Origin of the sequence: Kitasatospora sp. NPDC087271, from assembly GCF_044744605.1 — a bacterium.
Taxonomy (GTDB): Bacteria; Actinomycetota; Actinomycetes; order Streptomycetales; family Streptomycetaceae; genus Kitasatospora.
Genome location: NZ_JBIUYQ010000007.1, coordinates 119,816 through 146,571, shown reverse-complemented (window position 1 = coordinate 146,571; position 26,756 = coordinate 119,816). Strand labels below are relative to the sequence as shown.

Genomic DNA, 26,756 nt, shown 5'->3' with positions numbered 1-26,756 from the left:
TTCCCACTCCGGGCGCTCAGCGCGGGAAGGCGGCCGCCAGGACGTTGACGACGTCGCCGACCACGATCACGGCCGGCGGCTTGATCCGCTCGGCCTCGACGGTCGCGGCGACGGTGGCCAGGGTGGCGTCCACCCGGCGCTGGGCGGCGGTGGTGCCCTCCTGGACGATCGCGACCGGGGTGTCGCCCGGGCGGCCGTGCTCGACGAGCTTCGCGGCGATCGCGCCGATCTTGTCCACGGCCATCAGCAGCACCAGGGTGCCGCGCATCTTCGCGGCGGCCTCCCAGTTGGTGAGCGAGCGCTCGTCGTCCGGGCCGACGTGACCGGAGATCACGGTGAACTCGTGCGTCATGCCCCGGTGGGTGACCGGGACGCCGACCGCCGCCGGGACGCTGATCGAGCTGGAGATGCCCGGGACGACGGTGACCGGCAGTCCGGCCTCGGCGCAGGCGAGCAGCTCCTCGCCGCCGCGCCCGAAGACGTACGGGTCGCCGCCCTTGAGCCGGACCACGAACTTGCCGGCCCTGGCGTGCTCGATCAGCGTCCGGTTGATCGCCTCCTGGGCCATGAACCGGCCGTAGGGGATCTTGGACGCGTCGATCACCTCGACGTGCTCGGGCAGTTCGGCGAGCAGCTCGCGCGGGGCGAGACGGTCCGCGACCACCACGTCGGCGTCGGCCAGCAGGCGGCGGCCGCGCACGGTGATCAGGTCCGGGTCGCCCGGGCCGCCGCCGACCAGGGCGACGCTCCCCCGGCCCGGCTGCCCCGAGGCGCCGCCGACGCCGTGCGCGCGGAACTGGCGGACGGCCAGCGAGCCGTCCCGCAGGCCGTCCACGATGGCGTCGCGCAGAGCGGCGGAGTGGCGCGGGTCACCGGTGAGGACCGCGACGGTGGCACCCGCGTCGCGGCCGCTGGCCGGGGTCCAGGCGGTGGCGGCGGAGGCGTCGTCGCTGCGGGCGCAGAACACCCGCTCGCGCTCGGCCTCGGCGCTGACGGCACCGTTGACCGCCGGGTCGTCGGTGGCGACCAGGGCGTACCAGGCGCCGGCCAGGTCGCCGTCCCGGTACGGGCGGGCGTGCCAGGTGAGCTCGCCCGCGTCGGCCATCGCCTGCACGGCCGGGGTGGTGGCCGGCGATATCAGGTGCAGCTCCGCACCGGTGGCGATCAGCGCGGGGAGCCGGCGCTGCGCGACCTGGCCGCCGCCGACCACGACCACGCGACGGCCTGCGAGCAGCAGGCCGACCGGGTACGGGGTACGGCCTTCGGTGCTGGGGTGCGGGGTGGGCGCGGTCATCGGCGGTGCTCCTGATCGGGGGTGAGGGTCCGGGGTGCGGGTGCGGCGTGACGCCGCTCCGCGGACCGGCGCGCCCTCGGGCCGGTCCGCGGAGTGGTGACGGAGAACGTCAGCCCTTCTCGGTGACCCCGGCGGAGTCGAAGGTGGCTACATCGTGCATCGCCCGGGCCGCGCTCTGCACCAGCGGCAGGGCCAGCAGGGCACCGGTGCCCTCGCCGAGCCGCAGGTCCAGGTCGATCAGCGGACGCAGGCCCAGCTTCGCCAGCGCGGCCTGGTGGCCGGGCTCGGCGGAGCGGTGGCCGGCGATGCAGGCCGCCAGCACCTCGGGGGCGATCGCCTTGGCCGCCAGCGCGGCCGAACCCGCGATGACGCCGTCCAGGACCACCGGGGTGCGCAACGAGGCCGCGCCCAGCAGGAAGCCGGCCAGGGCCGCGTGCTCCAGGCCGCCGACGGCGGCGAGGACGCCGATCGGGTCGGCCGGGTCGGGCCGGTGCAGGGCCAGCGCGGCCCGGATGACCTCGATCTTGCGGGCGTGCGTCTCGTCGTCGATGCCGGTGCCGCGACCGGTGACCTCGGCCGGGTCGAGGCCGGTGAACACCGAGATCAGGGCGGCCGAGGCGGTGGTGTTGGCGATCCCCATGTCGCCGGTGACCAGTGCCTTGTTGCCGGCCGCGACGAGGTCGCGGGCGGTCTCGATGCCGACCTCGATGGCCTTGAGGGCCTCCTCGCGGGTCATCGCCGGACCCTGGGTCATGTCGGCGGTGCCGGGCTTGACCTTGCGCGGCAGCAGGCCGGTGGTGCGGCCCTGCTGGATGGCCTCCGGCAGTTCGGCGGCGACGCCGACGTCGACCACGCAGACCTCGGTGCCGATCTGCTTGGCGAAGGAGTTGATCACCGCTCCCCCGGCCAGGAAGTTGCCGACCATCTGGGCGGTCACCTCCTGCGGCCACGGGCTGACGCCCTGCGCGTGCACGCCGTGGTCACCCGCGAAGATCGCCACGCAGGCGGGCTCCGGGATCGGCGGCGGGCACTTGCGGGACAGGCCGCACAGCTGGGCGGAGATGATCTCCAGCATGCCGAGCGAGCCGGCCGGCTTCGTCATCCGCTTCTGCCGGTCCCAGGCCTCGCCGAGCGCCTTGGCGTCCAGCGGGCGGATGCCGCGCAGGGTCTCGGCGAGCAGGCTCTGCGGCTCCTCGCCGGGCAGCGCGCGGTTGCCGTACTGCTCCTCGTGGACCACCCAGGACAGCGGGCGCTTCTTGGCCCAGCCCTGCTGCTCCAGCTCGGGCTCGTCCGGGAAGGAGTCGACGAAGCCGACGCACAGGTAGGCGACGACCTCCAGGTGCTCGGGCAGGCCGAGCTCGCGGACCAGCTCCTCGTCGTCGAAGAAGCTCACCCAGCCGACGCCCAGGCCCTCGGCGCGGGCGGCCAGCCAGAGGTTCTCGACCGCCAGGGCGGCCGAGTACGGGGCCATCTGGGGCTGGGTGTGGCGGCCCAGCGTGTGCCGGCCGCCACGGGTGCGGTCGGCGGTCACCACGATGTTGACCGGCGTTTCGAGGATGGCCTCGGTCTTGATTTCCTTGAACTGCTTGGCCCGGCCCTTGGGCAGCGAGTCCGCGTACACCTCGCGCTGGCGCTCGGCCAGGGCGTGCATCCGCCGGCGGGTCTTGGCCGAGCGGATCACCACGAAGTCCCAGGGCTGGGAGTAGCCGACGCTGGGGGCGGTGTGGGCGGCCTCCAGGACGCGGATCAGCACCTCGTGCGGGATCGGGTCCGGGCGGAAGCCGTTGCGGATGTCGCGGCGCTCGCGGATCACCTGGTGGACGGCCTCGCGTTCGGCCTGGTCGAAGCCGGGCGCGGCCGGGCCTCGGGGCTCGGCCGGCTCTTCGGCCTGCGGCTCCTCGGCCTGCGCTTCCTCGGCGGGCTGCTCCGCCAGGTCCTCCGTCGGCGCCTCCGTCGATGCCTCCGGCTGAGGCTCGGCGGCCTGCTCGGCCGGCTGCTGCTCGGCGGCGGGGGCCTCGGCTGCCACGGACGCGTCAGCGGCCTGGTCGGCAGGGGCCTCCGGTGCGGCGGCCTCCTCGGCGACGGCCTCGGCAGCCACGGGCTCGACGGCGGCCGACTCGGCGGCGGGGGCCTGCTCGGCGGACTCTACGGCCGGCTCGGTGACGGGCTGGGCCTGGTCCTCCGGGGTGGCCGGGGCAGCTTCTGCGACCGGCTCGGCGGCGGTCTCGGCGACCGGCTCGGCGGGTGCGGCAACGGGCTCGGCAGCCTCGGTGACCGGGGTGGCGTCCGCGACCTGCTGCGGCACGGTCTCCGCTGCGGCGGCCTCGGTCTCAGGCTCGACGACGGGCTCGACCGGGGCCTCGACGGCCTGGTCCACGACCGGCGCGGCCTCCTCGGTGGGCTCGACAACGGGCTCGGCAGCGACCTCGGCGGCAGCCTCGACGGGCTCGACGACGGCCTGGCCGGAGGGCATCTCGCCCGTGCCGGCGGCGGTCTCGGCGACCGCCTCGACGACCGTTTCGACGACGGGCTCGACGACCGCCTCCGGCGCGGGCGCCACGGCCTCGGCGGGCTCACCGGTCTCAACCGCGACCGCGACCACGGCCTCGACGGGCGGGGCGGCCTGGGCCGGCTCCTCGGCCGCTATGGGAGCGGGCTGCTGCGGGGCGGCCTCCTCGGCCACCGGGGCCTGCGCGGCCGCCGCGACCGGAGGCAGACCGTGCGGGGTGGGGGCGGCGAGGAACGCGGAGATGCGCCGCGGCGGGCCGGCCGGGGCGGGGGCCTCGGCCTGCTCCGCGGGCGCGGCCTGCACGGCGGCCTCGACGGCAACCTCGGCGACGGGCTCGACCGGCGCCTCAGCGGCGGCCTCGACCGGTGCCTCGGCGGGCGCCGTCACCACGGCCCCGGCGACCGGCGTGCCGACCGGGTCGACGGCCGGCGTGCCGGACTCCGCCGGGACCGCCTCGGCCACGGCGGCCTGCGCCGCGTCCGCCGCGGCCTCGGCGACGACGGCCTCCGGCAGCTCGACGACCTCGATCACCTCGATCGCCCCGACCGTCTCGACGGCCAGCTGGGCCTCGACCGGGTGCGAGGCCAGCGGCACCTGCTGGAACTCCTGGGCCTCCGTCACGGGAACCGCCGGCGCCGCCGAGGGCGCGGGCGCTGCCGGAACGGCCTGCGGCGCGGCGGCCGGCGCCGGGGCGACGGCCTCGGCCATCGGAGGCCTGCCGACCACCGGGATGCCGTGCGCGGGAGTGCCGCCCTGCGACGGGCCGCGGTCGGCGAGCGAGCGCACCGGGACCTGGCCGGTCATCAGCGACGGGTCCGGGATCGGCGGACCGGCGTGCAGCGGGCGGCGCGGCGGCTGAGAAGCCGTCATCGCCTCCGTGGCCTGCGGGTGCGCCGGGGCGGCGTGGAACGCCTGCTGCGCCTGCTCGGCGCCGAGCACCGGCGGCTCCAGCGGCGGCCACGAAGGCTCGACCGGCGTGCCGTCCTGCTGCGGGGCGAGCGGCGTCTGCTCGGTCGGGAGGGGCGCCAGCGGCTCGCCCCAGGAGCCCTGCGGACCGGGCATCAGCAGGACGTCGTCCTCGTCGTCCTGGTCGAGGAAGTGGAAGGCCGGACGCGGGGCGCCCGGGTCGACGCCCCAGCCCTCACCGGGCGCGCCGGGAGCCGGTGCACCGGGAGCCGACAGGCCGGGGGCCGGTACGGCGAAGCCGGACGCGCCGAGCGGCTGGCCCTGCGGCGGGATGACTCCCGCGCCGTGGGGCACCGCACCACCGGCCAGGCCGTGGCCCGGCGCCGTCGGGTTCGGGATCATGCCGCCGTCCGTCGCGACGCCCTGCAGGGGTGCAACGCCCGCGACGCCCTCCGGTCCGCCGAGCTGGTCCGGCCCGGCGTTCAGGTGCTCCGGCATTCCCTCGCCCGGGACGTGGCCGCCATCGGTCATTGTCAAACGCTCCTTCCAGGCCGCTGCCGCGCCCTTGGCGACACGATCACCGACCGCAGCGCCCATCCGCACGGGCCGGGCCTGCACCGGCCCGTCCCTCAACCACACGCGGCCGCCGCGCCGAGGCGCTGCGGCCCAAGTCCTTCCGGCGCACTGCGGCACCCCGGCCTGCGCGCCGCCCACACCGGGCGGCGCACCATCTGAAACAACGACAACCCGGAGCAACCGGCACGACCGCACCGGACCCTACGGCATTCTCCAGGTCCGGCACGCGGCCCGTCGAATTGCCCACACTCCGAGCAAAACCGGGTTGCACCACGTCAAAAAGGCGACAAACCGACTGAATCGGGTGGGTCGCCGACCGCCGCAGCCTCCCAGGACGCCACACTACCGGCCCAGCACGGTCACCTCTCGAATCGGTGTCCGGATGCGACCTGGATCACCGCCCGGCCCCACCACGACCCCTCAGCAGCACAGCGCGGGAGCGGAACGCGCCCGGCGGATCGGACCGAATCCACAGGACGCACCCCAGTCCTTCACGCGATCTGCTCACCCCAGAGCAGCAGCACGCCGGTACCGCCCGCCCCCAGAGCCAGCCCGCCACCGGCGCCACCGGCGACCGACAGCGGAGTGGACTGCAGCAGCGCACCGTCCGCCCGGTAGCCGGCCTCGGCGATCGCCCGGTGGATCTGCTCCCCCTCGGCGAGGGTCCGGGGCACCGCGACGAACCGCTCCGGACGGCGGGCCAGCACCGCGCGCACCACGTCGAGGCCGACGGACTCCACCACCGCCACGTCCGGCTCGGGCAGGCCGCCCAGCACCTCGGGGCCCTGCCCGTGCACGGTCTCCACCTCGACGCCGTACCGGCGCGCGTTCACCGCCAGCCGGGCGCAGGCCGAGCGGGACGCCTCGACCGCGACCACGGCGGCGCCGAAGCGGGCCGCCTCCACCGCGAGGGCGCCGCTGCCCGCACCGACCGACCAGACCAGGTCCCCCGGACGAGCACCCAGACGGGCCAGCACCAGGGCGCGCACGTGCGCGGGGAGTACCTCCGATGCGCCGGGCTCGTCCCCCGCGCGCCCGGCGCCCGCGTAGGCGTCACCGGGGAGCGCCCAGCCGCGGTCCGCGCCGGGGAAGCCGACCGGGCGCCCGGCCAGCCAGCCGGCCGCCGTGTCGACCCCGCCGGCCTGGGGACCGCCGTGGCCGCCGATCACCAGCACCACGTTGGGGTCGCGCCACACGTGGTCGGCGATCCGGTCGGAGGTGAGGACGGTGACGTCCTCGTCCGGGGTGCCGAGGGCCTCGCAGACCACGAAGGTCCGGTGCACCCCGCGCAGCATGAGGGCCAGTTCGCTCGGACCGGCGCCGGGCGCGGTCAGCACCGCGACCTTGGGGTGGGCCCGGCAGATGTTGGCCGCGCGGCGCAGCCGTCCGCCGTGGGCGCTGACCACCTGGGCGTCCTCCCAGGGCATGCCGGCCCGGGCGAAAGCGGCGGCGACCGAGGAGACCGCGGGCAGGACCTCCAGTTCGAGGCCGTACTCGGGGCGGCGCAGCGCGCGCACGACGCCGAAGAAGCCCGGGTCGCCCTCGGCGACCACGACGGCGGCGCCGCGGTGCTCGGCGATCCGCCGGGCGGCCTGCCGGACGTTGCCGAGGGTGATCCGCTCGGCGGCGTCCGGCACCGGGAGGGCGTTCAGTTGGTAGGGGGCGCCGGCCACCAGGGTCGCTGCGGCGAGGGCCGCGCCGGCGGCCTCGGTCAGCGGCGTGCCGTCCCACCCGATGACCGTGATCCGGTCAGCCATCTGCGGCCGTTCTCCCTCGACTCGGTGCGCGGACCGGCCTGCGACCCGGGGTGTCCCTGTGGTGTCACCCGGTGTGCGACTCGGTGCGCCGACAAACCGCGCCGGTGTGCGGCGCCGGAGCAGAGGCTACCGGGTGTGATCCCCTCGGCGCCGACATCTCGTACACATGTCCGTGACGAGCCGGTGGCGGATCAGCGGCACGAACGGCTCAGGCAGCTCAGGCGGCACGGGCGGCACGCGCGAGCGGGGCGGCTCAGTCGCGCAGCACGTAGCGGTGGTCGCCGTGCCAGCCGGTCCGCTGCGGCTCGGGCTCGGGCGCGTCCAGGTCCTCCGGGAGCAGGCTCCACAGGATGAGGTCGCTGCGGCTCTCCACGACGGCCTCACTGGACTCACCCCGGACTATCCAGGCGCTGCGCAGCACGCCCTCGCTGATGCCGCCGATCTTCTGGGCGACCTGCTGGGCGGCGGTGTTCCCGGCGGCGGTGCGCAGCTCCAGGCGCAGGAAGTCGCGGTCCTCGAACAGCCACTGGCTGACGCCGAGGACGGCCTCGGGCGCGTAGCCCTCGCCGCGGGCCCAGGAGGCGGTGACGTAGGAGATCTCGGTGCTGCGCAGGCGCCAGTCGGTGTTGCGCAGTTCGACCAGGCCGACCAGGCGCTGGGTGAGGTGCTCGGTGACGGCGAAGACGATGCCGCGGCCGGCGGCCCGGTGGGCGGGGGCGAGGGTGCGGGCGAGTTCGGTCGCGTACGCCTCGGTGAAGGGGTGCGGCAGATCGGTCCAGGCCAGGACGAGTTCGTCCGCCATCATCGTGGCCAGGCCGGGCGCGTCGTCCTCCGCAAGGGGCCGCAGCAGAAGCCGTTCGGTGCTGATGGCGGTCTCGGGGAAGCTCGCTGCCATGCCGTCTCTCCTCGCCGGGTCGTGAACACAACACCGTACGCCCCCGCCGTGCCCCGGGTGTCACGCGGTGCGCCGCCCGCACGACGGTACGTCAGAACGCCGCCGACCAGGGCGCCCCGGGTGCATCCTGCCCGACCGGGCCCCCGCCGAGGTGCGGCGGGGGCCCGGTCGGGGTCAGGGCGTGGATCGGACCGCGGCTCAGAAGGCCGGGATGACCGATCCCTGGAAGGTGTCGTCGATGTACTTCTTGACCTCGTCGGAGTGCAGCAGCTCGGCCAGCTTCTTCACGCGCGGGTCGCTCTCCTTGCCCTTCTTCACGGCGAGGATGTTGGCGTACGGGTTGCCCTCGGCCTTCTCCAGCACCAACGCGTCGGTGGCGGGCTTCAGGCCGGAGTCGAGCGCGTAGTTGCCGTTGATGACGCCGGCGTCGAGGTCGGCGATGGAGCGGGGCAGCTGGGCGGCCTCCAGCTCCTTCCACTTGAGGTTCTTCGGGTTGCCCGTCACGTCGGCCGGGGTGGCGGCGGTGGTGACGCCGTCCTTCAGCGTGATGAGCTTGTTGTCGGCGAGCAGCTTGAGCGCGCGGCCCTCGTTGGTGGCGTCGTTGGGCAGGCCGACGGTGGCGCCGTCCGGCAGGTCGGCGATCGACTTGACCTTCTTGGAGTAGACGCCGAGCGGCTCCAGGTGCACGGGCTCGACCGAGACGATGTCGGTGCCGTGCTTCTTGTTGAAGTCCTCCAGGTACGGGACGTGCTGGAAGTAGTTGGCGTCGGCCGAACCGTCCTGCACCGCCGTGTTGGGGGTCACGTAGTCGGTGACCTCCTTGATGTCGAGCTTGAGGCCCGCCTTGGCCGCGAGGTTGTCCTTGACGAACTTGAGGATCTGCCCGTGCGGGGTGGGGCTGGCGATGACCTTGAGCGGCGCGTTCGGGTCCGAGGAGGAGGACCCGGAGCTGCCGCACGCGGCCAGCGAGAGGGCGATGCCGGCGGTGGCGAGGATGCTGGTGAACTTCAGGGCGTTGCGCACGAAAAGTGCCTTTCTGCGTGATACGGGGAGCCGTGGTCCGGTGTCGGACCCGGGAGGTCTAGGGGGCGACGAGGTCCTCGTCGGGGGCGGCCGGCCCGGCCGGGGTGCGGCCCAGCAGGCGGGTCCGGCCGCCGGTGCCGCCGCGGTTGGCGAGGCGCCGGACGGCGAAGTCGCCGATCAGCTGGACGGCGGTGACGAGGATCACCAGCTCGGCCACGATGACCCACATGAAGGCCGTCTCGAAGCGCTGGTAGCCGTAGTTGACGGCGAGCGTGCCGAGGCCGCCGCCGCCGACCGTGCCGGCCATCGCGGAGTAGCTGATCAGCGTGATGATCGTGGTGGTCACCGAGGCGGCGATGCCGGGCAGCGCCTCCGGGAGCAGCGTCTTGCGGACGATCGTCCAGGTGCTGCCGCCCATCGCCTGGACGGCCTCGACCAGGCCGCGGTCGACCTCGCGGACGGAGGTCTCGACCAGACGGGCGAAGAACGGGATGGCGCCGATGGTCAGCGGCACGGTCGCCGCCTGCCAGCCGATGGAGGTGCCGACCAGCCAGCGGGTGAAGGAGATCAGCGCGATCATCAGGATGATGAACGGCACCGAGCGGGCGATGTTCACCACGAAGGCGATCGACTTGTTGACGGCCCGGTTGGCCAGCAGCCCGCCCTTGTCGGTCAGCACCAGCAGGATGCCCAGCGGCAGGCCGAGCAGCACGGTGACGGCCGTGGAGACGCCGACCATCTGGAAGGTCTCCTGCGTGGCGGGCCCCATCAGGGCCCACATCTGGTCCCAGGTCATGCCACCGCTCCGTCCGCCGCGCCCAGTACGTCCACCTGTAGGCCCTGCTCGCGCAGGTAGCCGATCGGCACCACGTTGTCCTGGTGGCCGCCGGAGAGCTCGACCCGCATCCGGCCGACCATCCGGCCGGCGATGGTCTCCACCGCGGCGCCGAGGATGTTGATGTCGATCTGGTAGGTGCGGGCCAGCTGGGAGACGAAGGGCTGGGCCGAGGAGTCGCCCTGGAAGGTGATCTCCAGCACGGTCGAGCCGGGGTGGCCGGTGCCGAACTCGCTGAGCGGGAACAGCTCGCGGGCCAGCTCGGAGCCGGGCTCGGCCAGCAGGTCGGTCAGCCTGCCGGACTCGACCACCCGGCCGCCGCGCATCAGGGCCGCGGAGTCGCAGACGGACTTGATGACGTCCATCTCGTGGGTGATCAGCAGGACGGTGAGGCCGAGCTGCTGGTTGAGGTCGCGCAGCAGCTTGAGGATCGAACGGGTGGTCTCCGGGTCGAGCGCCGAGGTGGCCTCGTCGGAGAGCAGCACCTTGGGGTCGCCGGCCAGGGCCCGGGCGATGCCGACGCGCTGCTTCTGGCCGCCGGAGAGCTGGTTGGGGTAGCTGCGGGCCTTGTCACCGAGGCCGACCAGGTCGAGCAGTTCGGTGGCCTTGCGGCGGCGCTGGGTGCGGTCCAGCCCGATGATCTCCAGCGGGAGCTCGACGTTCTGCTGGACGGTCCGCGAGGAGAGCAGGTTGAAGTGCTGGAAGACCATGCCGATCCGGCGCCGCGCCTCCCGCAGCTCCCGGCCGGCCCGGTTCTCGCCTCCGGACAGCGCGGTCAGCTCGACCCCGTCCACCGTGACGGTGCCGGAGGTCGGACGCTCCAGCATGTTCACGCAGCGGATGAGCGTGGACTTGCCGGCGCCGCTGGTACCGACGACTCCGTAGACCTCGCCAGGGCGGACGTGCAGGTCGACGCCGGCGAGGGCGCTCACCTCGCGGCCTCGGGAGCGGTAGACCTTCGTGAGGTCCGTGGTGGTGATCACAGCTGCTTCCGTGGGTCGGGGGCGGGCGGCGGGCGGCCGCCCGACCGGGGTGCGGTCGGCGACGTGCACGGCGCTTCGCCAGGGGGATCCGGACCTGCCACCTCTTGATCGTGGCCGCTGAGCGGCCGGGCCGCGCGACGGCGTGGCCCTTACGAGTCATCGGGCACGAGTCACGGGCACGAGTCGTCGTGGACGACCACCCGCCCATGGGTGGGCAGGCGGGAGAAGGGGTGTGGCAGGCTGGGCGCGCTCGCACGGACGGGAACGACGCCGGGTCTCGCTTCGGGGCGCGAGGTGGGGGCACCCTCAACCGGGTGCCGGGGGCGGTGGCCCTCAGCGGTGACACATTCGACGGCACATGGCGCGCTCACCTGCCGGCAGGGTGCCGGTGGGGGTCCATTTCGTCGTCGCAGTCATGTGAGCCAGTAAATCAGATGGGTCGATTTGGACCCAATTACTTGGATGTGATGTCCGCAATGCGGACACCCGACGCCGCCACCAGCGACGATGTAGCTCGGCGCCGCCACCGGAGTGTCCGGATGGTGGCGGCGCCGTGCGGGCCGGAACGGGCGGAGGGCTCAGGCGGTCGCGGCGAGCGACACCACGACGGGCTTCTCCAGGTGTACCAGGCTGAGCCGGTCGGTGACCTGCTCGACCGCGGACTGCCGGTAGCCCAGGCGGGTGTACAGCCGCAGGTTGCCGAGGCTGCGGTGGCCGGTGAACAGGCGGTAGGAGGTCACCGGACGGCCGTCCTCGGCGAGGCGGCGCTCCAGCGCGTCCAGCAGCCGGCCGCCCAGGCCGTGCCGCTGCATCCTCGGGTGGACGACCAGGCGCCCTATCCGGCCGACGCCCTCGGCGTCGACGTGACCTCGGATGGTGCCGACCACCTCGTCGCCCAACCGGGCTACCAGGACGTACTGCCCGGACAGTTCGGCGCGCAGGCTCTCCAGGCTCTGCGTCAGGGGCTCGATCGCCCAGTCGCCGTACAGCTCCGCCTCGGGCTGGTAGCCGAGGTACTGGAGCTTGAGGATCTGCTCCGCGTCCTCGGCGTCCGCCGCCGAGATGATCACGCTCATGCCCATGTGCTGGGGCCTCCCCATCGTCGTGCCCGGCGCGCAAACGTGAGGGTGACGCACCGGATGCCCTGCCGGAGATGTCCCGGCCGGGGATCTGCCCTGACCGGGGGTGGCGCACGAACGTACCAGCCGCGCGGCCCGGAAGTGACCGGGTCGACGGCGACGCGCTCACGCTCAGTATCCGAGTGATCGCGGCACCGTCAAGAGCTACGTTCGCCAGCGCTCTACCCGTGTGTCAGCTGCTCTCAACCTTCGGGGCGTTCGACGTGGCGAGGGTCACGCGGGGGCGGGGCGGGCGGTGGGGCCGGTGGCGGGCGCCGCGCGCGGGGCGTGGCCGGGGGCGGCGACGGCTCGACGTGGCGAGGGTCACGCGGGGGGCGGCGGCCGACGGCCGCGGCCGAGGGCGGCGGGCGGGCGGGCGGAACGTCACTCGGGCGGAGCCGCCTCCGGGGTGATCTGCGTGCGGAGCGTCACCGGCCGCTCGCGGGTACCCCTCACGGGTACCGCTCGGCGTGGAGGAGGATCCGCAGGCAGGCGAGGCAGCGGGAGCGGGTGGGCCCGATCGAGCCGCGCGGCATGCCGAGACGTTCGGAGAGCTCCCGGTAGGTCGGCGGCGGATCCTCGGCGAGGGCGGCGACCAGCTCGGGGCAGCGGCCCGGCAGGCCGGCCACGGTCTCGCGGACCACGCGGCGGCGGCGTTCGGCGAGGAAGACGTCCTCGGCGGAGGGGACGGGCGGAAGGGTTGTGCACACACCGTGCATGACGGGCCGAGGCGGGCCGGGTTACGCCCGACCGGGGGTGCGGACGCCGGAGGGGCGCGACGGTCGGACCGTCACGCCCCTCCCCCGCAGACCGGTGGTCAGCCCTGGATCCACTCCTGCTGCCGCGCCAGGTCCGCCTTCACCTCGGCGAGCTGGACCGCCACCGCCGACGGCGCGGTGCCGCCGCGCCCGTTGCGGGAGGCGATGGCGCCGTGCACGCTGAGCACCGACCGCACCTCGGGCGTCAGGTGCACCGAGATCGCCGCGAACTGCTCGTCCGTCAGGTCGGACAGCTCGATGCCCTCGGCCTCGCAGACCTTGACGCAGGCGCCGGCCACCTCGTGCGCGACCCGGAACGGCACGCCCTGCTTGACCAGCCACTCGGCGATGTCGGTGGCGAGCGAGAAGCCGGCCGGGGCCAGCTCCTCCAGCCGCTCCCGGTGCACGGTGAGGGTGGCCATCATCCCGGTGAACGCGGGCAGCAGCACCTCCAGCGTGTCGCAGGAGTCGAACACCGGCTCCTTGTCCTCCTGGAGGTCCCGGTTGTAGGCAAGCGGCAGGGCCTTGAGGGTGGCCAGCAGGCCGGTCAGGTTGCCGATCAGCCGGCCGGACTTGCCCCGGGCGAGCTCGGCGATGTCCGGGTTCTTCTTCTGCGGCATGATCGAGGAACCGGTGGAGAAGGCGTCGTGCAGCGTGATGAAGCCGAACTCCTTGGTGTTCCAGATGATCACCTCCTCCGCGATCCGGGAGAGGTTGATGCCGATCATCGCGGTCACGAACGCGAACTCGGCGACGAAGTCGCGCGAGGCCGTGCCGTCGATGGAGTTGCCGACCGAGCCGCCCTCGAAGCCGAGGTCGGCGGCGACGGCCTGCGGGTCGAGGCCGAGCGAGGAGCCGGCCAGCGCCCCGGAGCCGTACGGGGAGACGGCGGTGCGGGCGTCCCACTGGCGCAGCCGCTCGGCGTCCCGGCCGAGGGCCTGCACGTGCGCGAGGACGTGGTGGGCGAAGAGGACGGGCTGGGCGTGCTGGAGGTGGGTGCGGCCCGGCATCGCGGTGTCCGGGTGCGCCTCGGCGAGGCCGACCAGGGCGTGCTGGAGGTCGAGCACCAGGGCGCCGATGGTCCTGGCGTGGTCCCGCAGGTACATCCGGAACAGGGTGGCGATCTGGTCGTTGCGCGAGCGCCCGGCCCGCAGCTTCCCGCCGAGGTCGGCGCCGAGGCGTTCCAGCAGGCCGCGCTCCAGGGCGGTGTGCACGTCCTCGTCGGCGACGGTCCCGGTGAAGGTGCCCGCCTGGACGTCGGCGAGCAGCTGGTCGAGGCCGGCCAGCATCGCGGCGAGCTCGTCGTCGGAGAGCAGGCCGGCCTTGTGCAGGACCCGGGCGTGGGCCTTGGAGCCGGCGATGTCGTACGGCGCGAGGCGCCAGTCGAAGTGGACCGAGGCGGAGAGCCTGGCCAGCGCCTCGGACGGGCCGTCGGCGAAGCGCGCGCCCCAGAGGCGGACGTCGGCGGTCTGGTCTGCGTGCTGGTCGGCGGACATCGCGTGGGCTCCTGACGGGGAAGGGGGTGGGGACGGGAGGGGATCAGGCGAGGTCGCGGCGGGCGGCGAGCTTCGAGGACATCCCGAAGATCTCGATGAAGCCCTTGGACATCGACTGGTCGAAGGTGTCGCCGGTGTCGTAGGTGGCGAGGTTGAAGTCGTACAGCGACTGGTCGGACCTACGGCCGTTGACCACCGCCCGGCCGCCGTGCAGGACCATCCGGATCTCGCCGGAGACGTGCTGGTTGGCCTCGTTCACGAAGCCGTCCAGCGCGCGCTTGAGCGGGGAGAACCAGAGGCCGTCGTAGACGAGTTCGGCCCAGCGCTGCTCCACCTGCCGCTTGTAGCGGGCGAGTTCGCGCTCGACGGTGACGTTCTCCAGGGCCTGGTGCGCGGTGATCAGGGCGATCGCGCCGGGGGCCTCGTAGATCTCCCGGGACTTGATGCCGACCAGCCGGTCCTCGACCATGTCCAGCCGGCCGACGCCCTGGGCGCCGGCCCGCTTGTTGAGCTCCTCGATGGCCTGGAGGACGGTGACCTTGCGGCCGTCGACGGCCACCGGGACGCCGGCGTCGAAGGTGATGACCACCTCGTCGGCCTCGCGCGGGGCGGCCGGGTCCTGGGTGTAGTCGTAGACGTCCTCGATCGGGGCGTTCCAGATGTCCTCCAGGAAGCCGGTCTCGACGGCCCGGCCGAAGACGTTCTGGTCGATCGAGTACGGGGACTTCTTGGTGGTGGCGATCGGCAGGCCCTTGGCCTCGGCGAAGGCGATCGCCTTGTCCCGGGTCATCGCGTAGTCGCGCACCGGGGCGATGCACTTCAGGCCGGGGGCCAGGGAGTTGATGCCGACCTCGAACCGGACCTGGTCGTTGCCCTTGCCGGTGCAGCCGTGCGCGACGGTGGTGGCGCCGTGCTTGCGGGCTGCGGCGGCCAGGTGCTTGACGATGACCGGCCGGGACAGCGCGGAGACCAGCGGGTACTGGCCCTGGTAGAGCGCGTTGGCCTTGATCGCCGGGAGGCAGTACTCGTCGGCGAACTCGTCGCGGGCGTCCGCGACCTCGGCCTCGACGGCGCCGCAGTCCAGCGCGCGCTGGCGGATCGCCTCCAGGTCCTCGCCGCCCTGGCCGACGTCGACGGCGACGGCGATGACCTCGGCGCCCGTCTCCTCGGCGATCCAGCCGATGCAGACGGAGGTGTCCAGTCCGCCCGAGTAGGCGAGTACGACGCGCTCGGCCACGGCTTTCTCCTTACAGCTCTACGTACAGGGTTTCCGTACAGGTTTACGGCGACAGGCATAAGTATGCACTAGTCCGTATGAAACACAAAACCCCGGCCGGGGAAGTCTCCACCGGTCGGGGTTTCGTGTCGTGGCGCGTCGTTGCGCGTCGTGGCGCCTCGGGGTCCCGCGTCGTCGCGCGCTACTGGGCCTTCGCCTGGGCGAGTTGCATGAGGTGGTCGGCGAGCGCCTGGCCGCCCGCCGGGTCCCGGCTGATCAGCAGGACGGTGTCGTCGCCGGCGATGGTGCCGATGATCTCGAACACCTCCGCCTGGTCGATCGCCGAGGCGAGGAACTGCGCGGCCCCCGGAGGGGTGCGCAGCACCACCAGGTTGCCGGAGGCCGTCGCGGAGACCATCAGCTCGCCGGCCAGCCGGGCCATCCGGCCCTCGCTGGCCGACTCCCCCATCGGCGCGCGCGGCGTGCGGTCGCCGCCCTCCGCCGGGACGGCGTAGATCAGCGCGCCGTCCCGGTTGCGGATCTTGACCGCGCCCAGCTCGTCCAGGTCCCGGGAGAGCGTCGCCTGGGTGACCACGAGTCCGTCGTCGGCGAGCAGCTTGGCGAGCTGGCTCTGCGAGCGCACGGGCTGGCGGGTGAGCAGGTCCACGATCCGCCGGTGCCGCGCGGTGCGGGTCTGCGGCACCTGCGGCGACGGGCCTGCGGCGGACGGGCCGGAGTGGGAAACGGTCATGTGGTTATTCTCCCGGACAACGGTCAGCTCGCATCGGCCGGGGCGCTCTCGCGCACCGCCCGCAGGACGCCCGGCAGAGCGGCGAGGAAGGCGTCCGCCTCCTGCTCGGTCAGTACCAGCGGCGGGGCCAGCCGGACGGCGCCCGGGACGGCCGCGTTGACCAGGAAGCCCGCCTCCTGCGCGGCGGCCTGCACCCGTGCCGACACCGGCTCGGTGAGCACGATGCCGAGCAGCAGTCCGGCGCCGCGCACGTGCGAGACCAGCGGGTCGCCGATCGCCTCGACGCCCTGGCGCAGCCGCTCGCCCAGCTTGCGGGCGTGCTCCAGCAGGCCCTCGGACTCGATGGTGTCCAGCACCGCGAGCCCGGCCGCCGCGGCCACCGGGTTGCCGCCGAAGGTGGTGCCGTGCTGGCCCGGGGTGAGCAGTTCGGCGGCCTCGCCGAAGGCCAGCACCGCGCCCATCGGCAGCCCGCCGCCGAGCGCCTTGGCGAGGGTGACGACGTCCGGCTCGACGCCCTCGACGGCCTGGTGGGCGTACCAGTACCCGGTGCGGCCGACGCCGGTCTGGATCTCGTCCAGGACCAGCAGGGTGCCCGTGGCCCGGGTGATCTCGCGGGCCGCCCTCAGGTAGCCCTCGGGCAGCGGGATGGCGCCGTTCTCGCCCTGGATCGGCTCCAGGAAGACCGCCGCGGTCTCGGTGGTGACGGCCGCGCGCAGCGCCTCGACGTCGCCGAACGGGACGTGCGTGACGTCGCCGGGCAGCGGGCGGAACGGCTCCTGCTTGGCCGGCTGGCCGGTGAGCGCGAGGGCGCCCATCGTCCGGCCGTGGAAGGCGCCCTGGAGGGCGACCAGGTGGGTGCGGCCGGTCCGGCGGCTGATCTTGAACGCGGCCTCGTTGGCCTCGGCGCCGGAGTTGCAGAAGAACACCCGGCCGCCCTCCCGGCCGTCCAGCCGCAGCAGCCGCTCGGCGAGGGCGATGGTCGGCTCGGCCATGAAGAGGTTGGAGACGTGGCCCAGGGTGGCGATCTGCCGGCTGACCGCCTCGACGACCGCCGGGTGGGCGGTGCCGAGCGCGTTGACGGCGATGCCGCCGAGCAGGTCGGTGTACTCCTTGCCGTCGGCGTCCCAGAGCTTGGCGCCCGCACCGCGCACCAGCGCGATCCGCGGGGTGCCGTAGTTGTCGGTGAAGGTGTGCTGCCACCGGCCGGTCAGTTGCTCGTTCGCGGTCATGCCAGTCCCCCGGTCACGGTCTGTTCGTCGTCCGGCACGACCATCGTGCCGATGCCCTCGTCGGTGAAGATCTCCAGCAGCAGGCTGTGCTGCACCCGGCCGTCCAGGACGCGGGCGGTGCCCACCCCGGAGCGGACGGCGCGCAGGCAGCCCTCCATCTTGGGGAGCATGCCGCTGGCCAGGCTCGGCAGCAGCTCCTCCAGCTCGCTCGCGGCGAGTTGGCTGATCACGTCGTCGGAGTTCGGCCAGTCCGCGTAGAGGCCCTCGACGTCGGTCAGGACCACCAGCATCTCGGCGCCCAGCGAGACCGCGAGGGCGGCCGCGGCGGTGTCGGCGTTGATGTTGTAGACGTGGCCGTCGGCGCCGCGCGCGATCGAGGAGATGACCGGGATCCGGCCGTCGGCGATCAGCGCCTTCACCGCGCCGGCCTCGATGTTGACGATGTCGCCGACCAGGCCGATGTCGACCTGCTCGCCGTCCACCACCGCGTACCGCTTGACCGCCGTCATGGTGTGCGCGTCCTCGCCGGTCATGCCGACCGCGAACGGGCCGTGCTCGTTGAGCAGGCCGACGAGTTCGCGCTGCACCTGGCCGGCCAGCACCATCCGGACCACGTCCATGGTCTCGGGGGTGGTGACCCGCAGGCCGTTGGTGAAGCTGGACTCCAGGCCGAGGCGGTCCAGCTGGGCGCTGATCTGCGGGCCGCCGCCGTGCACCACGACGGGGTGCAGGCCGGCGTAGCGGAGGAAGACGACGTCCTGGGCGAAGGCCGACTTGAGGCTCTCGTCCACCATGGCGTTGCCGCCGAACTTGATCACGACGGTCTTGCCGTGGAAGCGCTCCAGCCACGGCAGCGCCTCGATCAGCGTCATCGCCTTGGGCAACGCGGTGTTGTTGCGGGCCTGTTCGCCCTTGGGTGCGATCTTCACGGGTGTCCCTCGTCCGAACGGGTGTCGCGCATCGGGTGTCGCGGATCAGGTGGCGCGCATCGGGTGGCGCGCGTCACCTGTCGGGCATCAGGTCGAGTAGGCGCTGTTCTCGTGGACGTAGTCGGCGGTGAGGTCGTTGGTCCACAACGAGGCGCTCTCCGTACCGGCGTTGAGGTTCGCGGTGATGACGACCTCGCGGCCGGCCATGTCCACCAGGGTGCGGTCCTCGCCGACGCTGCCGTCCTTGCAGACCCAGACGCCGTTGATGGCCACGTCCAGCCGGTCCGGGTCGAAGGTGGCGTCGGTGGTGCCGATCGCGGCCAGCACCCGGCCCCAGTTGGGGTCCTCGCCGTGGATGGCGCACTTGAGCAGGTTGTTGCGGCTGATCGTCCGGGCGACGTCGACGGCCTCCTGCTCGGTGGCGGCGCCGGTGACGTCGATCCGGATGTCCTTGCTGGCGCCCTCGGCGTCGGCGATCAGCCGGCGGGCCAGCTCGGCGCTGACGGTGCGGACCGCCTCGGCGAACTCGGCCTCGTCCGGGACGACGCCGGAGGCGGCCGAGGCCAGCAGCAGCACGGTGTCGTTGGTGGACATGCAGCCGTCGGAGTCGATCCGGTCGAAGGTGGTGCGGGTGGCGCCGCGCAGCGCGGTGTCCAGGGCGGCGGCGTCCAGGTCGGCGTCGGTGGTGATCACGACCAGCATGGTGGCCAGGCTCGGGGCGAGCATGCCCGCGCCCTTGGCCATGCCGCCGACCGTCCAGCCCGCCGGGCTGGTGACCTGGGCGGTCTTGTGCACGGTGTCGGTGGTCTTGATGGCGATCGCGGCGGCCTCGCCGCCGGTCGCGCTCAGCTCCCGGGCGGCCAGCGCGACGCCGGGCAGCAGGACGTCCATCGGGAGGCGCTCGCCGATCAGGCCGGTGGAGGCGACGGCGACCTCGCCGGCGTTGAGCTCCAGCTCCTCGGCGACCTTCTCCGCGGTGGCGTGGGTGTCCTGGAAGCCGAGCGGGCCGGTGCAGGCGTTGGCACCGCCGGAGTTGAGGACCACGGCGGACACCTGGCCGCCCTTGAGGACCTGCTCGGACCAGACGACCGGCGCGGCCTTGACGCGGTTGGCGGTGAAGACGCCGGCGGCGGCGAGCGCGGGGCCGTCGTTGACCACCAGGGCGAGGTCGGGGGTGCCGGAGGCCTTGATGCCGGCGGTCACGCCGGCGGCCCGGAAGCCCTTGGCGGCCGTCACGCCCACGTTCGTACTGTTGCTCACGGTGCGACTCCGTTCACGGGAAGGCCCAGCTCCTCGGGCAGGCCCAGGGCGATGTTCATGCTCTGCACCGCGCCGCCCGCGGTGCCCTTCACGAGGTTGTCGATCGCGCTGATCGCGATGATCCGCCCGGCGGTGGCGTCCAGCGCGACCTGGACGAGGGCGGTGTTGGCGCCGTAGACGCTGCTGGTCTGCGGCCACTGCCCCTCGGGCAGCAGGTGGACGAACGGCTCGTCCGCGAACGCCCCGGCGTAGGCGGCGCGCAGGCTCTCGGCGGTCACGCCGGGCCGCGCCTTGGCGGAGCAGGTGGCGAGGATGCCGCGCGGCATCGGGACGAGGGTCGGCGTGAAGGAGACGGTGACGGGCTCGCCCGCGACCGGGGTGAGGTTCTGCACCATCTCCGGGGTGTGCCGGTGCACGCCGCCGACGCCGTACGGGCTGACGTTGCCCATGACCTCGCTGCCCAGCAGGTGGGTCTTGGCGGCCTTGCCCGCACCGGAGGTGCCGGAGGCGGCGACCACGACGGCCTCCGGCTCGGCGAGTCCGGCCGCGTACGCCGGGAACAGCGCCAGGGACACGGCCGTCGGGTAGCAGCCGGGCACGGCGATCCGGTTGCTGCTCTTCAACGCGGCCCGGTGGCCGGGGAGTTCGGGCAGGCCGTAGGGCCAGGTGCCGGCGTGCGCGGAGCCGTAGAACTGCTCCCAGTCGGTGGCGGCGCGGAGCCGGAAGTCGGCGCCGCAGTCGACCACCAGGACGTCGTCGCCGAGCGCCTCGGCGACGGTGGCGGACTGGCCGTGCGGCAGCGCCAGGAAGACCACGTCATGGCCGGCCAGCACCTCGGGGGTGGTGGGTTCGAGGACGCGGTCGGCGAGCGGGATCAGGTGCGGCTGGAGCGCGCCCAGCCGGGTGCCCGCGTTCGAGCCGCCGGTCAGCGCCCCGATCTCCACCTCCGGGTGGCCGAGCAGCAGACGCAGCACCTCGCCGCCCGCGTATCCGCTCGCGCCGGCGACGGCGACTCGCAATGCCATGGCGTTCCTCCTTTGTTGTGGCATGAATATACGCAGCACGGAACATCCATGCAAGAAGCTGCGGTCAGGACCCCGAAGAACGCCCGAAAACCGCCCTGCGTCCACCCGGCCGGGCCGCCACCGGCCCGCGGGCCGAACAGCCACCGACCGAGCCGACGCCGGACTACCGCTTGACCGCGCGCAGCACCACGAACTTGGGGTTGCCCGCCACCAGCTGGCAGTTCCCGAAGAGACGCCGCAGCTTGACGTGGTAGCCGAGATGGCGGTTGCCGACCACCCACAGCTCCCCGCCCGGGCGCAGCGCCCGCCGGGAACCGGTGAACATCCGCCAGGCGGTGGCGTCCGTGGTGGCCTGGTGCGAGTGGAACGGCGGATTGTTCAGGACGAGGTCCACCGAGCCCGGGGGCGCCACCTCCGGCGCCAGCGCGTCGGCGGTCAGGAACTCCGCCCGGGCGTCCGGGCCCAGATTGGCGCGGAAGGTCTCCTCCGCCGAGGCCACCGCCTGATGGGACTCGTCGACGAACACCAGCTCCGCACCCGGCCCGGCCAGCGCGGCGGCCGTGCCGACCACGCCGTTGCCGCAGCCCAGGTCGACCACCCGGGCCCCGGGCGCCGGGGTCGGCAGGTGGCCGAGGAAGAAGCGGGTGCCGATGTCGAGGCGCTCGGCGCAGAACGTGCCGGCGTGGTTGACCACCGTGCGCCCGGAGACCGCCCCGACGTCCGGCGGCAGCGCGTAGCGGTGCGGCCACGGGCTGGGGCCGGGGTCCAGCGCCGGATCCGGGGTGCAGAAGACCAGCCGGGCCTTGCGGGCGGCGAGCGAGGTGCGGGTCGGGCCGAGGATCCGCTCGAAGAGCTGGAGCGTGGAGGTGTGGATCTCGGCGACCATGCCGGCGCCGACCACCACCGTGCCCGGGTGGACGGCGGGGGCCAGCCGGTGCAGTTGGTCCTCCAGCAGGGCCAGGCTCTTGGGGACGCGCACCAGCAGGACGTCGATCCGCTCCGGCGGGGCGTCCCGGGTGGTCAGCAGCCGGGCCGGGTCGACGGTGGCGCCGGCCCGCGCCAGGTTGGCCAGGGTGGCCTGCCGGCCGAGGTGGGAGTCGACGATCTGCACCGGCTCGTGGGCGGCCAGCGCGGTGGTCAACGCGCCCCAGCGGTCGCCCAGGACGACGATCCGGCGGCCGGCCAGGTCGGTCGCGGTGCCGGCGGCGCTGTCCGCCTCGCCCGCGAGGTGGCGCAGCAGGTACTCGTCGGCCGCGTCCCAGGCCCGCAGCCGCTCACGCGGGTCCTCCGGGAAGCGGGTGAGGTCGAAGGCGCCCCACGGCGTACTGAACTGGGTCGCCGCGGCGGGCGTGATCTCGGGATTCATCGTGTTCTCAGGCTATCCGACGGCCCGACGGGGAACCGTTTCGACGGATACTGGAAGAGCCCGGCCGAGAGGGGTGAGGGCGATGGACTGGAAGCTCGAAGTCGTGGTGGTCCCGGTGTCGGACGTGGACCGCGCGAAGCTGTTCTACGAGGAGCTGGTCGGCTTCACGGTCGACCACGACACCCGGTTGCGCGACGGGGTCCGGGTCGTCCAGCTGACTCCCCCGGGCTCCACGTGCTCCATCGTGGTGGGCACCGGGGTCATCGGGGCGCCGCCCGGATCCGTGAAGGGACTGCAGTTGGTCGTACCGAACATCGACAAGGCGCACGCCGAACTCGCGGCCCGGGGCGTCGAGGTCAGCCCGGTCCAGCACTTCGAGGCGGGCAGCCGGGTGGACGGGCACGGCGAGGCCTGGAACTCCTTCGTGTTCTTCAACGACCCGGACGGCAACGGCTGGGCGGTCCAGGAGGCCCCGCAGGCGGCCCGGATGGTGCCGGAGGCGGCGTAGCGGTCGCCGCCGGCTCGGGTTCCGGGCTCGGGCCGGTTCGGGCGGCTTGGGTAGGCTCCAGGGATGGCTGAACACGAGGGAAGCGTGCGGGTGGACAGCTGGATCTGGTCGGTCCGGCTCACCAAGACGCGGGCGCTGGCGGCCGCCGCCTGCCGGGCCGGGCACGTGCGGGTGAACGGCGAACGGGTCAAGCCGGCCCAGGCACTGCGCCCCGGGGACGAGGTGCGGGTCCGCGAGGAGGGCTACGAGCGGGTCGTCGTGGTGCAGAAGCTCATCCGCAAGCGGGTCGGCGCGACGGTGGCGGCGGACTGCCTGGTCGACAACAGCCCGCCGCGGCCGCCGCGCGAACTCGTCGCGACGGCCGGCGAGCGGGACCGGGGCGCCGGGCGCCCGACCAAGCGGGAGCGGCGCGACCTCGACCAGCTGCGCGGGCACTGACCCCGCCGGAACGCGGTGTCCGCGCGTCCCGCTCAGTGCGCGGTGTCGGCGAGCACCTTGGCGAGGAAGGCGTCCAGGTTCCCCACCGTCCGGTCGATCTGCCGCTCCAGCGGCAGCGACTCGTCGGGCCTGGTCACCAGGGCGGACTTCTTCAGCCCGCGCACGTACAGCGAGCAGGCGAGGTCGGCGCAGATGTACGTGCCGACGGTGTTGCCCTCCCGCCCGGCCGCCCCGGCCCGGCGGGCGGCGAGCAGCGCGACGCCGGAGCCCGCGTGCGCGGTGATGCACAGCGAGCAGACGTTGGTCTTGGTGAGGCTGCGGCGGACCGTCGGCACCCGCAGCGTCACGCCGACCGGCTCGCCGCCGTACGAGGCCACCAGGTAGGCCCGGTCGGGCGCGCCCTGGTCCCGCCAGCCGAGGAAGTCCAGGTTCTCCCAGGGCAGTTCCGCCAGGCCCCGAGGGAGGTTGAGCCGACGGGCCTCGCCCTTGGAGCAGTTGACGAAGGACGCGCGGATCTCGTTCTCGCTCAGGGGTTCCATGTCGCGGAAGCTAGCACCGGCCCGCCCGCGCTGTCGTGCCAATTTCTCCCGGTACGCACCGGAGCGGTCCGCTGACGGTCCGTCGCCCACCAGGGTGCGCACCGGAGCGGGTGACGGGCTGTCAGTGGCTGAGCCTAGTGTTCGTGGTGTGCGAGGCCGGTCCCGGCGCAGGAGGGAGGCGCCGGGGCCGGACCGCCTCGTGATCCGGGGCTACCGCTTGAACGCGACGCCCGCGTAAGCCGAGACGTCCTGCCAGCCTTCGGGGAGTTCGGTGGTGGGGACGTGGCCGGGGGTGGGGCGCCAGAGCGGGAGTTGGACCAGGCCGGGGCCGGCGAACTCGAAGTCGCCGAAGAAGGGTTCGACGCCGGCGCGCGGGCGCAGCACCAGGGGGGCGCTGGCGCTGCGGTAGATGCGGGTGCCTTCGGCGGCGCTCTCCCGGGAGGCGAAGTCGGGGCTGCCGTGGGAGAGGATCAGCGCGCTGCCGGGGGCGAGCGCGTCGCGCAGGGTGCGGACGATCTGCTGGGCGCCGTCCTCGTCGCGGATGAAGTGCAGCACGGCGACGAGCATCAGCGCGACCGGCCGGGACAGGTCGACGGCGGCGAGCAGGCCCGGGTGGCCGAGGATGGTGGCCGGGTCGCGCAGGTCGGCCTCGATGACCGAGGTGTGTCCGGCGGGGTGGCCGGCCAGCAGGGCGCGGGCGTGGGTGGCGACGATCGGGTCGTTGTCGACGTACACCACCCGGGCGTCCGGGGCGACCCGCTGGGCGACCTCGCTGGTGGAGCCGACGGCCGGGATGCCGGTGCCGATGTCGACGAACTGGCGGATGCCCCGGCCGGCGGCGAACTCCACCGCGTCGCCGAGGAACTGCCGGTTGGTGCGGGCCAGCAGCGGCAGCGCGGGGTAGGCCGCTATGGCGGCCTGGGCGGCCTTGCGGTCGGCCTCGAAGTTGTCCTTGCCGCCCAGGTAGTAGTCGTACATCCGGGCGGTGTGCGGGACGCCGGTGTCGAGCTCGCTCGGCGGCTGCCAGTCGTCCGTTCTGGCCCAGTCCCAGTCGGTGCCGGTGGCCTCGCCGACGGCCGCGCTGTCCTCGTGCATCCTGTTCCGCCCCCCTCTGCCGTGCTCACTGCCGGACATGGCACCGCCTCGGCGGCCGGCGGGGCCGCCCGGTACCACGGGGGTGACCCCGCGTCCGGCCCGGCCACCCTCCCGTGGCGTGCGGTGCGCCGTGATCGTATCCGACGACACGCCGGTGAAACACCGGCAGTTCAGGTTTACGCAACGCCCGGACGGTGGTGTGTGTGCACGTCAATGGCGGTACCGGGACGCTCCTCGGATCGCCGTGGGTGGCCACCGTCTCTATGCTGACTGCCGATGACTGCCGACCGCCGCACCGTACTGCGCACCGCCGTCCAGCTGGCCGCCCTGACCGCCGCCAGCGGGTTCCTCAGCGCGTGTGCCTCCGGCACCCCGCGCCGGGCCGACGCCGGGGTGCTCGCCGTACACCCGGGCACCCTCGACCCGCAGCACACCACCGACCCGGCCTGGAACGGCGGCGAGGGCCCGGCCTCCCCCGTGCCGTCCGCCCCGCCGGAGCCGCAGCCCATCGGGGCCGACCCGACCGCCGGTACCGACCCGGCCACCGGCGCGGAGCCGGCCGCCGGGGCCGCGACGCCGCCGACACCCCCACCGACGCCTCCGACGCCGCCGGTGCTGCCGCCGCTCGCCGCCGGCACCCCGGTCGAGGTGGTGAACGGGCCGCGCACCAGCAAGTTCGTGGCGCTGACCTGCCACGGCAGCGGCGATCCGAAGCAGGCCACCGCGCTGCTGGAGGCCGCCGAGCAGCGCGGCATCAAGCTGACCGTGATGGCGGTCGGCAGCTGGCTCGACCAGCAGCCGCAGATGGCCCGCCGGATCCTGGACGCCGGCCACGAGCTGGGCAACCACACCCAGAACCACCTCGACCTCTCGACGATGACGGCCGCCCAGGTACACGACGAGATCGCCCAGTGCGCCGAACGGCTGCAGCGGCTCACCGGCTCGATCGGCCGCTGGTTCCGCCCGTCCGCCGCGCAGTACGCCACCCGGACGGTGCGCGAGCAGGCGAAGGCGGTCGGCTACGAGCACGTGCTGTCCTTCGACGTCGACCCGCGCGACTACAACGACCCGTCGGCCGCCGAGTTGCAGCGCCGGGTGCTGAAGTCGGTGCGCGGCGGTTCGGTGGTCGCCCTGCACATGGGCCACCAGTGCACGGTGGACGCGCTGCCGGGCATCCTGGACGGTCTCGCCAAGGCGGGCCTGAAGCCGGTGACCGCCAGTCAGCTGTGCGCCTGACCGCTCTTCGCGGCAGGCCGTCCGATGGGCACGCCGACCGAGGGGGCACGCCGGCCGGGGGGCCCGTTCAACCCATCGGGTCGTCCGCCTTGTACGGGCGCATCCGCAGCGTCCGGGCGTCCGCCGCGCGGATCTCCGCGGCCCGGTTGACCAGCTCCTCCAGGTCGTCCCGCCCGGCGTGGATGAACCGGCCGTGCAGGCCGTCGAAGCGGCCCCGGGCGGCGTCCACGGTGACCGCGACCATGTACGGGATGGAGCCCCAGGTCGTCGTGTCCTTGAACATCGGCATCGCGGCGGTCATGTCGGTTTCGACCGCGCCGGGGCTGATGTCGAGGATGACGATGCCGTGGCGGGCCAGCGAGTCCGCCATGTTGTCGGAGAGCTGGAGCAGCGCCCCCTTGGAGGTGGCGTACGCGGTGTAGTCGCCGTCCGGGCGCAGGGCGAAGCCGGAGTTGAGGTTGACCACCCGGCCGCGCTCCCGGGACACCATGCCGGGCAGGACGCAGCGCAGCAGGTTGTAGGGGCCGCGCAGGTTGGTCTCGATCACCTGCCACCACTGGTTCGCGTCGGTCTCCCAGAGCGGCACCTCGGCGCGGTCGACCAGGCCGGCGTTGTTGATCAGCAGGTCGATCGGGCCGAGGTCGCGTTCGACGACCCGGACGGCCTCGCGGACGGCGCCGGCACGGGTGACGTCGGCGGTGACGGCGACGCCGCGGGAGCCGTGCCGGGCGCACTCCTTGAGGGTGTCGGTCAGCGTCCCGTGGGTGCGGCCGACCAGGCCGACGGCCATGCCCTCGGCGGCCAGGCCGATGGCGATCTCCCGGCCGATTCCCCGGCCCGCGCCGGTGATCAGGCCGACCTGTCCTGCGAGCGATCCCGTCGGCACCGTGTGCTCCCTTCCCGTCCCCGGCCCCCGTCTGCGGCATTCTTCCGGCCGCCGGGCGGGGGTGGCCCCGGGCGCACGGGCGGCGGGCCCGGCCTCACCCGTTCGGACGACGTCTCGCACTGGCACCC

23 protein-coding genes are annotated in these 26,756 nt (G+C 73.8%); 3 read left to right on the top strand and 20 right to left on the bottom strand.

The window, feature by feature from the left end:
- Window positions 1–16: 16 nt before the first annotated feature.
- From cobA to ACIO9K_RS14435, 17 genes are all read right to left on the bottom strand, one after another.
- Complete coding sequence (gene cobA / locus ACIO9K_RS14515; RefSeq protein ID WP_400329803.1) at window positions 17–1,294, bottom strand: uroporphyrinogen-III C-methyltransferase; 1,278 nt, start codon at window positions 1,292–1,294, stop codon at window positions 17–19.
- 109 nt (window positions 1,295–1,403) lie between these two features.
- A complete protein-coding gene (cobT, locus tag ACIO9K_RS14510) occupies window positions 1,404–5,240 on the bottom strand; it encodes a nicotinate-nucleotide--dimethylbenzimidazole phosphoribosyltransferase (protein ID WP_400329800.1) in 3,837 nt (1,278 codons plus the stop codon).
- A gap of 536 nt (window positions 5,241–5,776) precedes the next feature.
- Window positions 5,777–7,042 (bottom strand): precorrin-6y C5,15-methyltransferase (decarboxylating) subunit CbiE, encoded by a 1,266-nt coding sequence (gene cbiE / locus ACIO9K_RS14505; RefSeq protein WP_363618206.1) that lies wholly within the window; start codon window positions 7,040–7,042, stop codon window positions 5,777–5,779.
- Window positions 7,043–7,295: 253 nt separating this feature from the next.
- Window positions 7,296–7,937, bottom strand: coding sequence for a GNAT family N-acetyltransferase (locus tag ACIO9K_RS14500; protein WP_363583782.1), 642 nt, complete (start codon window positions 7,935–7,937; stop codon window positions 7,296–7,298).
- A gap of 198 nt (window positions 7,938–8,135) precedes the next feature.
- Window positions 8,136–8,960 carry a MetQ/NlpA family ABC transporter substrate-binding protein gene (locus tag ACIO9K_RS14495; protein WP_400329796.1) on the bottom strand — a complete coding sequence of 275 codons (825 nt, stop codon included), beginning with the start codon at window positions 8,958–8,960 and terminating at the stop codon, window positions 8,136–8,138.
- Between the two features lie 58 nt (window positions 8,961–9,018).
- Window positions 9,019–9,756 (bottom strand): methionine ABC transporter permease, encoded by a 738-nt coding sequence (locus tag ACIO9K_RS14490; RefSeq protein ID WP_363372851.1) that lies wholly within the window; start codon window positions 9,754–9,756, stop codon window positions 9,019–9,021.
- Complete coding sequence (locus ACIO9K_RS14485; RefSeq protein ID WP_400329793.1) at window positions 9,753–10,778, bottom strand: methionine ABC transporter ATP-binding protein; 1,026 nt, start codon at window positions 10,776–10,778, stop codon at window positions 9,753–9,755. Before ACIO9K_RS14485 ends, ACIO9K_RS14490 begins: the two co-directional genes overlap by 4 nt.
- 578 nt (window positions 10,779–11,356) lie before the next feature.
- Window positions 11,357–11,860, bottom strand: a complete 504-nt coding sequence (locus tag ACIO9K_RS14480) for a GNAT family N-acetyltransferase (protein WP_363618202.1) — start codon at window positions 11,858–11,860, stop codon at window positions 11,357–11,359.
- Between the two features lie 488 nt (window positions 11,861–12,348).
- Window positions 12,349–12,606, bottom strand: a complete 258-nt coding sequence (locus ACIO9K_RS14475; RefSeq protein WP_159398377.1) for a hypothetical protein — start codon at window positions 12,604–12,606, stop codon at window positions 12,349–12,351.
- A gap of 107 nt (window positions 12,607–12,713) precedes the next feature.
- Window positions 12,714–14,150 carry an argininosuccinate lyase gene (gene argH / locus ACIO9K_RS14470; protein WP_363618200.1) on the bottom strand — a complete coding sequence of 479 codons (1,437 nt, stop codon included), beginning with the start codon at window positions 14,148–14,150 and terminating at the stop codon, window positions 12,714–12,716.
- Window positions 14,151–14,193: 43 nt separating this feature from the next.
- Window positions 14,194–15,387, bottom strand: coding sequence for an argininosuccinate synthase (locus ACIO9K_RS14465; RefSeq protein ID WP_363583794.1), 1,194 nt, complete (start codon window positions 15,385–15,387; stop codon window positions 14,194–14,196).
- Between the two features lie 181 nt (window positions 15,388–15,568).
- Window positions 15,569–16,117: an arginine repressor gene (locus tag ACIO9K_RS14460; RefSeq protein ID WP_063346843.1), complete on the bottom strand. Its 549-nt coding sequence runs from the start codon at window positions 16,115–16,117 to the stop codon at window positions 15,569–15,571.
- Between the two features lie 23 nt (window positions 16,118–16,140).
- Entirely contained in the window at window positions 16,141–17,346 is a 1,206-nt protein-coding gene (locus ACIO9K_RS14455; protein WP_400329787.1) for an acetylornithine transaminase, read from the bottom strand.
- Window positions 17,343–18,218 (bottom strand): acetylglutamate kinase, encoded by an 876-nt coding sequence (gene argB, locus ACIO9K_RS14450; RefSeq protein ID WP_350878043.1) that lies wholly within the window; start codon window positions 18,216–18,218, stop codon window positions 17,343–17,345. Before argB ends, ACIO9K_RS14455 begins: the two co-directional genes overlap by 4 nt.
- 144 nt (window positions 18,219–18,362) lie before the next feature.
- The gene (gene argJ, locus ACIO9K_RS14445) at window positions 18,363–19,517 is read right to left on the bottom strand and encodes a bifunctional glutamate N-acetyltransferase/amino-acid acetyltransferase ArgJ (RefSeq protein WP_363618494.1); all 1,155 of its coding nucleotides are present in this window, start codon (window positions 19,515–19,517) and stop codon (window positions 18,363–18,365) included.
- A 14-nt stretch (window positions 19,518–19,531) separates the two neighbouring features.
- Entirely contained in the window at window positions 19,532–20,560 is a 1,029-nt protein-coding gene (gene argC, locus ACIO9K_RS14440) for an N-acetyl-gamma-glutamyl-phosphate reductase (protein ID WP_400329784.1), read from the bottom strand.
- Between the two features lie 163 nt (window positions 20,561–20,723).
- The gene (locus tag ACIO9K_RS14435) at window positions 20,724–21,926 is read right to left on the bottom strand and encodes a methyltransferase (protein ID WP_363618192.1); all 1,203 of its coding nucleotides are present in this window, start codon (window positions 21,924–21,926) and stop codon (window positions 20,724–20,726) included.
- A gap of 82 nt (window positions 21,927–22,008) precedes the next feature.
- On the opposite strand from ACIO9K_RS14435, the gene ACIO9K_RS14430 reads away from it, so the two are divergent.
- Window positions 22,009–22,434, top strand: coding sequence for a VOC family protein (locus tag ACIO9K_RS14430; RefSeq protein WP_063346847.1), 426 nt, complete (start codon window positions 22,009–22,011; stop codon window positions 22,432–22,434).
- A 63-nt stretch (window positions 22,435–22,497) separates the two neighbouring features.
- Window positions 22,498–22,872: a S4 domain-containing protein gene (locus tag ACIO9K_RS14425; RefSeq protein WP_363583802.1), complete on the top strand. Its 375-nt coding sequence runs from the start codon at window positions 22,498–22,500 to the stop codon at window positions 22,870–22,872.
- Between the two features lie 32 nt (window positions 22,873–22,904).
- Here ACIO9K_RS14425 and ACIO9K_RS14420 read toward each other — a convergent pair whose 3' ends face one another.
- Together ACIO9K_RS14420 and ACIO9K_RS14415 are read right to left on the bottom strand one after the other, a co-directional pair.
- Complete coding sequence (locus ACIO9K_RS14420) at window positions 22,905–23,411, bottom strand: FBP domain-containing protein (protein WP_400329780.1); 507 nt, start codon at window positions 23,409–23,411, stop codon at window positions 22,905–22,907.
- 210 nt (window positions 23,412–23,621) lie between these two features.
- Window positions 23,622–24,506 carry an SAM-dependent methyltransferase gene (locus tag ACIO9K_RS14415; RefSeq protein ID WP_400329777.1) on the bottom strand — a complete coding sequence of 295 codons (885 nt, stop codon included), beginning with the start codon at window positions 24,504–24,506 and terminating at the stop codon, window positions 23,622–23,624.
- 276 nt (window positions 24,507–24,782) lie between these two features.
- On the opposite strand from ACIO9K_RS14415, the gene ACIO9K_RS14410 reads away from it, so the two are divergent.
- A complete protein-coding gene (locus ACIO9K_RS14410) occupies window positions 24,783–25,742 on the top strand; it encodes a polysaccharide deacetylase family protein (protein ID WP_363583808.1) in 960 nt (319 codons plus the stop codon).
- A gap of 67 nt (window positions 25,743–25,809) precedes the next feature.
- Here ACIO9K_RS14410 and ACIO9K_RS14405 read toward each other — a convergent pair whose 3' ends face one another.
- The gene (locus ACIO9K_RS14405; protein WP_350877926.1) at window positions 25,810–26,628 is read right to left on the bottom strand and encodes an SDR family oxidoreductase; all 819 of its coding nucleotides are present in this window, start codon (window positions 26,626–26,628) and stop codon (window positions 25,810–25,812) included.
- Window positions 26,629–26,756 lie beyond the last annotated feature (128 nt).

Excerpts from the sequence above, each read along its gene's own strand:
- argH (WP_363618200.1), bottom strand. The coding sequence starts at position 14,150 with ATGTCCGCCGACCAGCACGCAGACCAGACCGCCGACGTCCGCCTCTGG.
- ACIO9K_RS14420 (WP_400329780.1), bottom strand. The coding sequence starts at position 23,411 with ATGGAACCCCTGAGCGAGAACGAGATCCGCGCGTCCTTCGTCAACTGC.
- ACIO9K_RS14500 (WP_363583782.1), bottom strand. The coding sequence starts at position 7,937 with ATGGCAGCGAGCTTCCCCGAGACCGCCATCAGCACCGAACGGCTTCTG.
- ACIO9K_RS14435 (WP_363618192.1), bottom strand. The coding sequence starts at position 21,926 with ATGAATCCCGAGATCACGCCCGCCGCGGCGACCCAGTTCAGTACGCCG.
- cbiE (WP_363618206.1), bottom strand. The coding sequence starts at position 7,042 with ATGGCTGACCGGATCACGGTCATCGGGTGGGACGGCACGCCGCTGACC.
- ACIO9K_RS14430 (WP_063346847.1), top strand. The coding sequence starts at position 22,009 with ATGGACTGGAAGCTCGAAGTCGTGGTGGTCCCGGTGTCGGACGTGGAC.
- ACIO9K_RS14455 (WP_400329787.1), bottom strand. The coding sequence starts at position 17,346 with ATGACCGCGAACGAGCAACTGACCGGCCGGTGGCAGCACACCTTCACC.
- argB (WP_350878043.1), bottom strand. The coding sequence starts at position 18,218 with ATGACGCTGATCGAGGCGCTGCCGTGGCTGGAGCGCTTCCACGGCAAG.
- ACIO9K_RS14415 (WP_400329777.1), bottom strand. The coding sequence starts at position 24,506 with ATGCACGAGGACAGCGCGGCCGTCGGCGAGGCCACCGGCACCGACTGG.
- argC (WP_400329784.1), bottom strand. The coding sequence starts at position 20,560 with ATGGCATTGCGAGTCGCCGTCGCCGGCGCGAGCGGATACGCGGGCGGC.
- cobT (WP_400329800.1), bottom strand. The coding sequence starts at position 5,240 with ATGACCGATGGCGGCCACGTCCCGGGCGAGGGAATGCCGGAGCACCTG.
- ACIO9K_RS14410 (WP_363583808.1), top strand. The coding sequence starts at position 24,783 with ATGACTGCCGACCGCCGCACCGTACTGCGCACCGCCGTCCAGCTGGCC.
- ACIO9K_RS14480 (WP_363618202.1), bottom strand. The coding sequence starts at position 11,860 with ATGGGCATGAGCGTGATCATCTCGGCGGCGGACGCCGAGGACGCGGAG.
- ACIO9K_RS14490 (WP_363372851.1), bottom strand. The coding sequence starts at position 9,756 with ATGACCTGGGACCAGATGTGGGCCCTGATGGGGCCCGCCACGCAGGAG.
- ACIO9K_RS14460 (WP_063346843.1), bottom strand. The coding sequence starts at position 16,117 with ATGACCGTTTCCCACTCCGGCCCGTCCGCCGCAGGCCCGTCGCCGCAG.
- ACIO9K_RS14425 (WP_363583802.1), top strand. The coding sequence starts at position 22,498 with ATGGCTGAACACGAGGGAAGCGTGCGGGTGGACAGCTGGATCTGGTCG.
- cobA (WP_400329803.1), bottom strand. The coding sequence starts at position 1,294 with ATGACCGCGCCCACCCCGCACCCCAGCACCGAAGGCCGTACCCCGTAC.